The organism is Actinoplanes sp. TBRC 11911 (genome assembly GCF_012933445.1).
Classification (GTDB): domain Bacteria; phylum Actinomycetota; class Actinomycetes; order Mycobacteriales; family Micromonosporaceae; genus Actinoplanes.
The window spans coordinates 1-11,876 of sequence record NZ_JABBNC010000065.1; the positions used below are offsets into that span (position 1 = coordinate 1).

8 protein-coding genes are annotated in these 11,876 nt (G+C 69.5%); 6 read left to right on the forward strand and 2 right to left on the reverse strand.

Going from position 1 to position 11,876, the window contains the following annotated elements:
• Nucleotides 1-439 precede the first annotated feature (439 nt).
• Nucleotides 440-2,749, forward strand: a complete 2,310-nt coding sequence (locus HH310_RS42730) for a bifunctional diguanylate cyclase/phosphodiesterase (RefSeq protein ID WP_248294982.1) — start codon at nucleotides 440-442, stop codon at nucleotides 2,747-2,749.
• Here HH310_RS42730 and HH310_RS42735 read toward each other — a convergent pair.
• Nucleotides 2,712-3,341, reverse strand: a complete 630-nt coding sequence (locus HH310_RS42735; RefSeq protein WP_169181504.1) for a TetR/AcrR family transcriptional regulator — start codon at nucleotides 3,339-3,341, stop codon at nucleotides 2,712-2,714. The two genes, HH310_RS42730 and HH310_RS42735, sit on opposite strands and share 38 nt — an antisense overlap.
• Nucleotides 3,342-3,392: 51 nt before the next feature.
• Here HH310_RS42735 and HH310_RS42740 point away from each other — a divergent pair, with 51 nt between their 5' ends.
• On the forward strand, nucleotides 3,393-4,940 hold the full coding sequence (locus tag HH310_RS42740; protein ID WP_169181505.1) for a CocE/NonD family hydrolase: 1,548 nt from the start codon (nucleotides 3,393-3,395) through the stop codon (nucleotides 4,938-4,940).
• Here the strand turns inward: HH310_RS42740 and HH310_RS42745 are convergent.
• Entirely contained in the window at nucleotides 4,900-6,594 is a 1,695-nt protein-coding gene (locus HH310_RS42745; RefSeq protein WP_169181506.1) for an alpha-glucosidase, read from the reverse strand. The genes HH310_RS42740 and HH310_RS42745 overlap by 41 nt on opposite strands.
• Nucleotides 6,595-6,656: 62 nt before the next feature.
• Between HH310_RS42745 and HH310_RS42750 the strand changes: the two genes are divergently transcribed.
• The 4 genes from HH310_RS42750 (at nucleotide 6,657) to HH310_RS42765 (ending at nucleotide 11,663) form a co-directional block, all read left to right on the forward strand.
• A complete protein-coding gene (locus HH310_RS42750) occupies nucleotides 6,657-7,667 on the forward strand; it encodes a glycosyltransferase family 4 protein (RefSeq protein WP_169181507.1) in 1,011 nt (336 codons plus the stop codon).
• Nucleotides 7,668-7,851: 184 nt separating this feature from the next.
• Complete coding sequence (locus HH310_RS42755) at nucleotides 7,852-9,105, forward strand: glycosyltransferase (protein WP_169181508.1); 1,254 nt, start codon at nucleotides 7,852-7,854, stop codon at nucleotides 9,103-9,105.
• Entirely contained in the window at nucleotides 9,102-10,166 is a 1,065-nt protein-coding gene (locus tag HH310_RS42760) for a glycosyltransferase (RefSeq protein ID WP_211193333.1), read from the forward strand. The genes HH310_RS42755 and HH310_RS42760 overlap by 4 nt, the downstream gene beginning before the upstream one ends.
• A 12-nt stretch (nucleotides 10,167-10,178) precedes the next feature.
• Entirely contained in the window at nucleotides 10,179-11,663 is a 1,485-nt protein-coding gene (locus HH310_RS42765; protein WP_312034690.1) for a glycoside hydrolase family 130 protein, read from the forward strand.
• Nucleotides 11,664-11,876: the final 213 nt, after the last annotated feature.

Genomic DNA, 11,876 nt, shown 5'->3' on the forward strand with positions numbered 1-11,876 from the left:
AACCGGCCGCACACACCACGACCACCCACCCCGCCCGCATGGCAACCAACCGCACCCACCCCGCCACCGCAACCGGCCGCACACACCACGACCACCCACCCCGCCGGGCGGGCGACGTAGGCGATGGGTGTGAGCTCGCGCGCGGGGCGACGCAAGGCGAACCGGCGCAGCGCGAAACGACGCAGCGCGAAACGACGCAGCCCGCGAGGCGACGCCAGAAGCGACGACGCGGGGCGACTCAGCGTAAGGCGGCGTGGGGCGACTCAGCGTAAGGCGACACCGGGCGGCTCAGCGCAAGACGACGCCGCGCGACTCAGCGCAAGACGACGCCGGGCGGCGCAGCGCAAGGCGAGGCGGGGCGCCGGGCGACGCAGCGCAAAGGCCGGGCGGGGCGCGGGAAACGCGTAAGGAAAAGTGGTCCCGTGCCGATGAAAGGACCATGCTCAGCGCAGACGCCACCGTGAGCGGGCCGCCCGGCCTGGGCATGCGGTCTGTGCGGCTCTGGCATGCCGGTGGGGCTGCGCTGCTCGGTGTTCAGATCGTGGCGCCGCCTGGCATCGGGGCCGTCGCGATGCTGCTGATCCTCGTGTCGGGGCTGGTGGCGATCCACGTCGGGCCCAACCGGTACCTGCGGCGCGCGGACCGGAAACCCTGGTATTACATGCGGGCGGCCAGCTATCTGTTCGTGGTGGCGGCGGTGATTCGTGCGGTGGTGCCGGGCACGGACGGGCCGACTCCGGCCGCGCTGATTCCGAACGCGTTCGTCGTACCGGCGTACCTGGGGCTGGGTCTGGGGTTGCACGCGATGCTGCGCCGGCGCCGGGCCGCGGAGGATGACCCGGCGCGGACCGATGCGATGCTGGTGGGGCTGGCGGCGGCGTTCCTGGTCTGGACGTTTGTGATCACGCCGGCTGTCACGGACGCCGGCCTGAACGTGTACCGGCTGATCGACTCGTTCTTCCCGATCGTTGACGTGCTGCTGCTGGCGCTGGTCGCGCGGCTGCTGCTGGCCTGCGGGGTGCGCCAGCCCGCGTTGTGGATGCTGGTGGTCTCGACGATCGCGATGTTCGTCGCGGACCTGCTCTACACGCTGCGCTCGGCCCAGGTGCTGGACACGCCGCCGCACGTGGTCGACTCGCTGCTCATGGTCATGTTCGTGGGGATGGCCGCGGCGGTGGTGCACCCGTCGATGCGGACGCTCACCGAGCCGCAAGCGGTCGCCGTGGGGCGGCTGAGCCGGCTGCGCCTCGTCGTGATCACCGTGGTGCTGGTGGTGCCGATCGTGGTGACCTCGCTGGTGCCGCTCAGCACGCTGGTCAACGACGTGGTCCGGGCGGTTCTCTGCGTGTTGCTGGTGCTCACGGTGCTGGGCCGGGTGGTCCGCTCGAACAATTCGCGGGCGCGCGCCGAGGCGGCGATGCGCCGGCGGGCGACGCATGACGCGCTCACCGATCTGGCTAACCGCGAATTGCTCGCCGAGACCGTGTCCGCGTGGGGTGACCGGGCCGCCGCCGAGCGCCTCGAGATCAGCCTGCTGTTCCTGGACCTGGACCGGTTCAAGATGGTCAACGATCACTGGGGTCACCAGGTCGGCGACGAGCTCCTGCGAGCGGTCGCGGCCCGGCTCGGCGGTCAGGCACGCGCCGAGGACCTGGTGTGCCGGGTGGGCGGCGACGAGTTCGTGGTCGCGCTGGCCGGCCCGTCGCATCTGCGGCTGGCGGAGTCGCTGGCGGACCGGTTGCTGACCGAGTTCGCGCGGCCGTTCCGGCTGTCCGTGGGCGACGTGGTGATCTCGGCGTCGATCGGGGTCGCGAAGTCGCACGGGGGTGTGCACGCGCTGGAGCTGATCCGGGACGCGGACACCGCGATGTACAAGGCGAAGGGCTCCGGCCGCAACGCGTACGCGCTGTTCGACACGTCGCTGCGCGAGCAGGTACGCGACCGGGTCAAGCTGGAGCAGGCGCTACGCGGCGCGTCGGAACGTGGCGAACTCGCCGTGCACTTCCAGCCGATCATCGACACGCCGAGTGACGAGCTGGACGGGTTCGAGGCGCTGATGCGCTGGGAGTCGCCGGAGCTCGGGTCGGTCAGCCCGATGGAGTTCATCCCGATCGCCGAGGAGACCGGCATGATCGTGGAGATGGGCGCGTGGCTGCTACGCGAGTCGGCGTACCAGTTGCGCGAGTGGATGGCGGTGCGCGGCCCGGACGCCCGCCCGCTGCACGTCTCGGTCAACGTCGCGGTGCGGCAGCTGCGCGACGGCTCGCTGGTGGCGATCGTGGACGACGTGCTGCGCGAGACCGGGCTGCCGGCTGATTCGCTCTGGCTGGAGATCACCGAGTCGGGTGTCATGGAGGACATCGACGCGGCGCTGCTCACGCTCAACGCCCTGCATGCGCTGGGCGTCACTCTCTGCATTGACGATTTCGGTACGGGATACTCGTCGCTCTCGTATCTTCATCGACTGCCGGTAGGCGTCGTGAAAATCGATCGCTCGTTCGTCAAGGACTGCGGGTCACCGGGCGCGAACGAGCCGATCGTGCGCTCGGTGCTGGCGATGACCCACGCGATGGGGCATCGGGTGGTCGCCGAGGGCGTGGAGACCGCCCGCCAGCGCGACTGGCTCCGCGAGCAGGGCTGCGACCTGGTGCAGGGCTGGCTCTACGGCAAGGCCGACCGCCCGGCGAACCTCACCGCCTGGATCCAGCCGTCTAAAACCCGCGCTGCGCCTGCTCGATCAGCCCGGTGATCATCCAGCGGGCGATGCGCTCGAAGTCCGGCTCCCGCGCCTGCCCCCCGTCCGCCAGCGCCGCCGCCAGCCGCGGGAACTCACCGCTGGCCACCGCCGACGTCAGCGCCGCCACCTGCTCCTCGGTCGGCTGCCGGCCACCGGTCTCGCTCATCACGTAGGACGCCACGAACCCGGTCACCAGCGCGATGATCTCCATCCGGGTGGCGCCGTCCAGCCCGGTCGGTTCCAGTGCGGTCAAACCCGCTTCCAGGTACGCCAACGTGTTGCGCCCGGACAGCCGACGATTCGGCAACGCCGACGGCAGCCACGGGTGCGCGAGCATCAGCGCCCGCTGCGCCCCGGCCAGCGCGACCACGTCCTGACGCCAGTCCCCGGTCAACGCCACCGGCGGGGCGCCGACACCGTCCACCATCAGGTCGAGCAGCCGATCCCGATTGTCCACGTACGTATAGAGCGACATCGCCCCCGCCCCGAGCGAGGCCGCGACCCGCCGCATCGTCACCGCGGCCAGCCCCTCGGCGTCGGCGAGCGCGATCGCGGCGGCGACGACCTCGTCCCGCGTGTGCGCCGGTGGACGTCCCCTGACCATGAAAACCTCCTGGTACCATTTTTAGTACGGCGTACGAGAAAAGGTGGTGTCATGGAAAAACTGCCACTGTTCCTCCGATTGCTGAGACGGCGTACCCGCAAGGGGCCGTCCGCACGCTACGACGTCCGCTGGGAACCCGCCGTGCCGGTGCCCGCCGCCGACGGCAGCCCGTTGCTGACCGACCATTACGCACCGCGCGCCAACGGGGATTTCCCGACCGTGCTGCTGCGCGCCCCGTACGTGCGCAGCGGCTTCCCGTGGAACTACCTGTACGGGGTCCTCACCGCCGAGCAGGGCTTCCACGTTCTGCTGCAGAGCAGCCGCGGCACCGGCGGATCCGGCGGCGAGTTCCACACCTGGCACAACGAGGGCCCGGACGGCTGGGCCGCGGTCGAGTGGCTGCGCGAGCAGGAGTGGTTCACCGGCGAGCTGTACACGCTCGGGCCCAGCTACATGGCGTTCGCGCAATGGGCGATGGCCGAGAAGCCGCCGCCGGAGTGGAAAGCCGCCGTGATGCAGGTCGGCATGTCCGACGGGCACGAGTTCTGGTGGGGCGGCGGCGCGTTCCGGCTGGAGCGGTCGCTGGTCGGCGGGCTGGCGATGTTCGGGCAGGCGCAGACCACCAAGGACTTCGTCCGCGCGATGATCCGCATGCGCCGCACGATGAAGGGCGCGACCACCCGCGTGCCGCTCCTGGACGCCTATCCGTCGATCTTCGGGGGACGGCGGCCGGCGTTCGAGGAGTGGCTCGCGCACCCCGAGCCGGAGTATTGGCCAGAGCTGGCCGTGGACCTCGGCATCCCGGTCAGCCTGTGCACCGGCTGGTGGGACCTGGCGACCGACCAGGTGATCGAGCAGTTCCAGCGGCTGCCCGACGCGGATCTGCTGATCGGGCCGTGGACGCACACCTCGTCGCTCGAGGACGGCTGGACCGAGATCTTCGCGCAGGCCATGCGCCGGCTGCGGGGCGAGCCGGCCGCCTATCGGGTACGCGTGCATGTCGGTGGCGCGGACGAGTGGCGCGACCTTCCCACGTGGCCCCCTCCGGGCGTACGGGAAGAGGTGTGGAGGTTTGTGCATGAGCCGACCACCTTCCGGTACGACCCGCGCGACCCGACGCCGTCGATCGGGGGGCCGCTGCAGTCCGCGACGCAGGGGCAGGTGGACAACAAGGAGCTGGAGAAACGCGGCGACGTCGTGCTGTTCACCGGTGAGCCGCTCGGCGAGGCGGTCGAGGTGATGGGCCCGGTGCGCGCCGAGTTCGATGCGACGACCACGGCCGCGAGCGGGGACCTGTTCGCGCGGCTCTGCGATGTGGACCCGGCCGGCCGGTCGATCAACGTCTGCGACGGCCTGGCGCGAATCGTTGGGGGCCGCACCACGGTGACGATGAGCCACACCGCGCACCGCTTCCGGCCCGGTCACCGGATGCGGCTGCTGGTGGCCGGCGGGGCGCATCCGCGTTACCTGCGCAATTACGGCACCGGGGAACCACCGGGGCCGGCCACCCGGATGGTCGCCACCGAGACGACCATCCGGGACACGTCCGAGGTGATCCTTACCGTCGGTACACCACGGCCTGCCACGGCCCCAGCGTGAGATCGTCGCCCGGCGGCGTCGCGAGGTTCGTCAGCAGCAACTCGGCGGACGACCACGCGGCGGCGTCGGGGATGTCGGCGCGGACCGGTTCGGCGGTGAAGTTGCCGATCACCAGCAGTTCGGTGCCGGCCAGGCGACGGGTGAAGGCGTACAGGCGCTCGTCGTTGGGCAGCAACATGGTGAAGTCACCGTCGGCTACCGCGGGTTCGGTGTGCCGCAGCTCGATCAACCGACGGTAATAGTGGAACACCGAGTCCGGGTCGTCCCGCTCGTCGGCCGCGTTGATCGACAGGTAGTTCGGATTGACCGGCAGCCACGGGTGCGCGGTGGTGAACCCGGCGTGCGCCTCGGCGGACCACTGCATCGGGGTGCGGGCATTGTCCCGGCCGCGGGCGCGTAACACGGTCAGCACCTGCTCGGGCGTCCGTCCTTCGAACTCGATCGCCTGCGCGTACTGGCCGAGCGCCTCGATGTCGCGGAAGTCGGCGATCGAGGCGAACGGATAGTTCGTCATGCCGAGCTCTTCGCCCTGGTAGATGTAGGGCGTGCCGCGCTGCATGTGCAGCACCGTGCCGAGCATCTTGGCCGAGGCGACGCGGTGCTCGGGACTGTCGTCGCCGTAGCGGGAGACCGCGCGCGGCTGGTCGTGGTTGTTCCAGTAGAGACTGTTCCACCCGGTCGCGGCCAGGCCGGCCTGCCAGCGGCCGAGGATGCCCTTGAGCACGGTGAGTTTCAGCGGCACGAGCAGCCACGGATCGTCACCGCGGTCCGCCCACACATGGTCGAACTGGAAGACCATGTCGACTTCGCCGCGTGACTGGTCGGTGAAGAGTTTCGCCTCGTCGACGGTGACGCCGGGCATCTCGCCGACGGTCAGCATGCCCGGCCGGCCCGCGAAGACGCGCTCGTGCATCTCGCGCAGGAACTCATGATTGCGCGGCCCGTTGATGTACGCGTCCGACCCGTCGCCGTACAGCGAACCGGCCTTGATCCGGCCGTCCGGCAGCGCCACGTCCTTGGAGATCATGTTGATGACGTCCATCCGGAAGCCGTCCACGCCCCGGTCGAGCCACCAGCGCATCATGTCGTAGACCGCCTCGCGGACCTCGGGGTTCTCCCAGTTGAGGTCGGGCTGCTTGGTCGAGAACAGGTGCAGGTAGTACTCGCCGGTCTTCTGGTCGAACTCCCAGGCCGGCCCGCCGAAGACGGAACCCCAGTTGTTCGGCTCGGCGCCGGGCGTCCCCGCTTCCATGCCCTCGCGCGCCGGCCGCCACCAGTACCAGTCGCGCTTGGGATTGTCGATCGAGGACCGGCTCTCGGCGAACCACGCGTGCTCGTCCGAGCTGTGGTTCACCACCAAATCCATGATCAACTTCATTCCCCGCTCGTGTACGCCTCGGAGCAGCTCGTCGAAGATCTCCAAGGTGCCGAACAGCGGGTCGATGTCGCGGTAGTCGCTGATGTCGTAGCCGTTGTCGTCCTGTGGCGACGTGTAGATCGGGGACAGCCAGATCACGTCGACGCCGAGCTCGGCGAGGTGGTCGAGGTGGTTGATGATGCCGCGCAGGTCGCCCATGCCGTCGCCGTCCGCGTCCGCGAAGCTGCGCGGGTAGATCTGGTAAACCACCGCGCTTTTCCACCAGAAGTCCGTCATCTGTCTTCTCTAACACGCGAAGGCCGGCGGATTGGCCCAGCATCCTATATACGGTATTTGTCATGAAGGTGGCGATGTTGGGGCCGATCGCCTGGCGGACGCCGCCGGTGCACTACGGCCCGTGGGAGCTGATCACGAGCCTGCTGACCGAGGGGCTGACCGCACGCGGGGTCGAGGTGACGCTGTTCGCGACCTTGGACTCGCGGACGGCGGCCACGCTCGACGGGGTCAGCCCGACCGGGTACGAGGAGAACCCGGAGATCGACGGGCGGGTGTGGGAGGCGTTGCACGTCAGCCACGCGCTGGCCCGGTCCGGCGAGTTCGATTTGGTGCACAACCACCTGGATTGGTTGCCGCTCGCGTTCTCCCGGCATTGCGCCGCACCCATGGTGACGACCGTGCACGGGTTCAGCGGACCATCGATCCGGCCGGCCTACCAGCGGTCGTCGTCGCACTTCGTCTCGATCTCGGATAGCGATCGGTCGCCCGATTTGTCATATATCGGGACGGTGTACCACGGAATTGATCTGTCATGGCTGCCCACGCCGAGCCCGGCGGCTCCTTCCAGCGATTTAATCTGCTTTGGTCGGATTCATCCGGATAAAGGGACCGACCTCGCTATCGAGATCGCTCGCCGGGCCGGACGGCGGCTGGTGCTCTGCGGCATCGTGCAGGACCGTGACTTCTACGAATCGTCGGTGCAACCGCACATCGACGGCGACCGCGTCACGTACATGGGATCGGTCGGACCGGACCAGCGCGCCAAGATCCTCTCGGCCGGGGCGGCGCTGCTGCACCCGATCCGGTTCGCCGAGCCGTTCGGGTTGTCGGTCGTCGAGTCGATGGCGTGCGGGACGCCGGTGATCGCGTACCGGAAAGGGTCGATGCCGGAAGTGGTCGATCCCGGCGTGACCGGACTTCTGGCCGAGAACATGGACGAAGCGGTCGCCGCCGTCGACGCCATCGCCGAGATCGACCGGATCGGCTGCGCGCGCCGGGCCCGCGAGCGGTTCTCCGCCGACCGCATGGTCGACGACTACCTGGCGATTTACCGAAAAATCGTCGAAGAATAGTCGGATCTTGTTAACGTCGCCATGAGACTTATTCACGGCGACGCCTTTGTCCGGCGTGTTCGCGAATAGGCCGCAAGCGGATTGCGCGTTGATCGGCGCATTTTCCCGAAGCGTCGGGCGCAATGGAGATTGCGCACTGAATCGTGCTGCGGGGAGGCAGCCGCTGGATGAGAAAGGCCCTGTCATGCCCGCCACCTACGGCTTTCTGAGCACCTACCCGCCCACTCAATGCGGTTTGGCGACCTTCAATGCCGCACTCGCGACACATCTGAATACAGGTGGCGGCTCGGGAGTCGTCCGCCTGCTCGCGAGTGACAATATCAGCGGCGGAATCGAACTCGACCTCGGCGCACCCCGGGTCGCGCACACGTGGCACACCGACAATCCCGGTGGCTGGCGGGCCGCGGCCGACGCGCTCAACCGCTACCAGGTGGCGATCATTCAGCACGAGTACGGGATCTACCCCGGTGACGCCGGCGGCGAGGTGCTGCCCCTTCTCCGGGCGCTCAAAATCCCCAGCATCATCGTGCTGCACACCGTTCTCAGTAATCCCGATCCGTTGCAGCGCGACGTCCTCGAACGAATCGCGCTCACCGCCGACGCCGTGGTCACCATGACGGACACCGCACGTCAACGGCTCATTTCCCGGTACGCCGTGGAGCCGCGCAAGATTTCGGTCATTCCGCACGGTGCGGGCACACACGCGAACGCGCCACGCGAAGACCACGACCGGCCGCACTTGTTGACGTGGGGACTGCTCGGGCCCGGGAAAGGCATCGAATGGGCGTTGCGGGCGCTCGCACTGCTCGAGGATCTGTCGCCGGCCGCGGTGTATACGGTGGCGGGGCGTACGCACCCGAAGGTTCTGGAGCAGTTCGGCGACGTCTACCGTGACTCGCTGAAAGAGCTGGCGGCGTCGCTCGGGGTCGCCGATGCGGTCCGCTGGGAGGACCGCTATCTGGACGAGGCGTCGCTGTTCCGGATGATCCGCTCGGCGGACGTGGTGGTGCTGCCGTACGACTCGACCGAGCAGGTTACGTCTGGCGTGCTGATCGAGGCGGTGGGGGCGGGCATCCCCGTGGTGGCGAGCGAGTTCCCGCACGCGGTCGAGCTGCTCGCGGACGGTCCTGGCCTGCTCGTGCCGCATCAGGACCCGGAGGCGATGGCGGCGGCCGTGCGGCATCTGCTGGCCGAACCCGGTCTGGCCGGGCGGTTGACCGGCTTGACCGGTGGGCCGACGCTGCGGTGGCCCGCGGTGGCGGCCCGATATCAGGCATTGGCCGGGCGGTTGCTGGCCGGGCGTGGACCGGTCGGCGGTGCGCCGATCGCGGGTGCGCCTGCCGGGGGTTCGGCGGTCGCGGGTGCGCCGGTCGGCGGTGCGCCGGCCGGGGGTGCGCCTATCGCGGGTGCGCCGGTCGCGGCGTCCGTTCCGGCATGACGGCGGGTCTGCGGCTCGTGCCGCCGCCGATCCAGCTCACCGACGCGCCACCGCCCGACTGGAGCCACATCGCGCGCCTGTCGGACGACACCGGGCTGCTGGAGCACTCCCGGAACGCGATCGTGCGGCGCGAACATGGGTACTGCGTGGACGACGTGTCACGGGGGCTGCTCGTGGCGTCGCGGGAGCCGCAGCCGACCGGGCTCGTCGTGCGGCTGGCGGAGCGTTACCTGGCGTTCCTCACGCACGCGCAGGATTCGTCGTCGGGGGCTTTCCGTAATCGGTTCTCCTATGGGCGTACGTGGGAAGACTCTCCTTCTTTCGGGGATTGGTGGGGGCGGGCGCTCTGGGGGTTGGGGACCGCGGCCGCCCGTTCGACCGTTCCGTGGATTCGCCGCGAAGCCCTGAACGCGTTCCTGATCGGATGCCGGGGGCGGTCGTCGTGGCCACGGGCGATGGCGTTCGCGGGGCTCGGGGCGGCCGAGGTGTTGCGGTCGGGCCCATCTCCGGAGGCCGCGTCCCTTCTGGGCGATGCCGCCACCGTGATCGGCCTGCCCGGCAAAGCGCCCTGGGTCTGGCCCGAGCAGTCTCTGACGTACGCCAACCCGTGCCTCGCCGAGGTGCTGATCTCGGCGGGTGACCTGCTCGGCGACGAGGACCTGCTGCACGCCGGCCTGCGCTCGCTGGCGTGGCTGTGCCGCGAACAGGAGCACGAGGGGCATCTGTCCACGGTCCCGGTCGGCGGCTGGCGTCCCGGCGTGGCCAAGCACCGGTTCGACCAGCAGCCGATCGAAGCCGCCGCGGTGGCCGACGCCTGCGCCACCGCTCTCGCCGCGACCGGCGACCCACGCTGGGAAGGTCCGCTGTGGCAGGCGATCGCCTGGTTCCTGGGCGACAACGACCAGCAAATCATCATGTATGACCCCCTAACCGGCGGATGTTATGACGGATTGATGGCGGAAGGCCCTAATGTGAATCAAGGAGCCGAATCCACCCTCGCGCTTGTGTCCACGCTGCAGCACGCCCGCACGCTGGCGACCCATCGCGCGACCCGACCGTGAGGTGGGCCTACCGTGACCGCAGTAATGAACTCGTCCATCACCCGTCACGAGATCGTCATGGCGCCGGACGGCCGCCGCGTGGTGATCAAGCTGTTCGTGCCCGGCGAAGACGCCCAGGTGGTGCAGAACAGGGCGTCCAGCCTGATCGAGCGCATCCTTCGCCTCGATGATCAGGAGACCGCGCGGCTGCTGGCCGAGGTGCTGGAACGCTTCCAGGGCCGGCATCACGACATGCAGAGCGTGTTCCAGCACCACTACGAGCTGGTGCAGCACCGCGTGCCGGCGTCGGTGACGCTGTCAGCGACCGCTCGCGCGCTGATCGGGGCATACTTCAGTCACGAGTTCGCGGTCGAGGCCGCGGCGCTGTGCAACCCGTCGATGGTGCCGCATCCCGATCAGACCGGTTTGGAGCCGGGCGAACTGCGCACGGCGATCAGCCTGCGCCAGATCGGCGAGGGCCACATCTCGTCGGTCGGCTTCTGCTCGGCGATCCTGGGCCCCGGCGACACGATCCGCCTCGAGGACCGCGACGGCCCGCTGATGATCGGCCAGCGCGTCGGCGCCCAGCACTGGAAGAACCAGCTCTCCGCGGCGATGATCGATGAAGAGATCGACAACGAGGCTTCCGCGTACGTGGTCTCGGCCCTCCCCGAACGCTACACGGACGAAGAGTTCGAGGACGTGATCGGACACGTGCCCGCGGAGCTGCTCACCCGCACGACGACGCAGACGACCCTGGACCGGATCCGGCACATCGTCGCCAGCGACTACGCGGTCAGCTTCCCGTCCGCGGTGCCCTTGCATCAACGCGTCCTGTGGCCGGCCACCCCGGCCGAAAGCAACGGCATGGAGGACGCTCGCTTCGTGCGGGTGCAGGACCCGGACGGCCGGCACGTGTACCAGGCGACGTACACGGCTTACGACGGCCGCCACATCTCCGGCCGGGTCATCTTCAGCCGGGACCTACGGCACTTCGAGGTCGCCTCGCTGTTCGGCCCCGCCGCTCGCAACAAGGGCATGGCGTTCTTCCCCCGCTACGTGGACGGCAAGAAACTGGCCCTGTGCCGCTTCGACGGCGAGACGCTGGGCTTGAGCGTGCGCGACTCCCAGCACCGGTGGCAGGCCGCCGTCCCGCTGCTGATCCCGAACCGTGGCTGGGACCTCATCCAGGTCGGCAACTGCGGCTCCCCCATCGAGACCGAGGCGGGCTGGCTGGTCCTGACCCACGGCGTGGGCCCGATGCGCCGGTACGCGATCGGCGCCATGCTGCTGGACCTGGAGGACCCGTCACGCGTGATCGCCGACCTCCCCGGTGGGCTGCTCGAGCCGGACGACGTGGAGCGCGAAGGTTACGTGCCCAACGTCGTGTATTCGTGCGGCGGCCTGGTACACGACGGCCGGTTCTGGCTCCCGTACGGCGCGAGCGACGTACGGGTGGGCTTCGCCAGCATCCCGCTCGACGACTTGCTGGCCCGCATGGTCCCGACGGGCGCGTAGCAGCCCCCGTCGCGGCCCGTCGCGGCCCGTCGCGGCCCGTCGCGGCCCGTCGCGGCCCGTCGCGGCCCGTCGCGGCCCGTCGCGGCCCGTCGCGGCCCGTCGCGGCCCATCGCGGCCCATCGCGGCCCATCGCGGCCCATCGCGGCCCGTCGCGGCCCATCGCGGCCCATCGCGGCCCATCGCGGCCCATCGCGGCCCATCGCGGCCCATCGC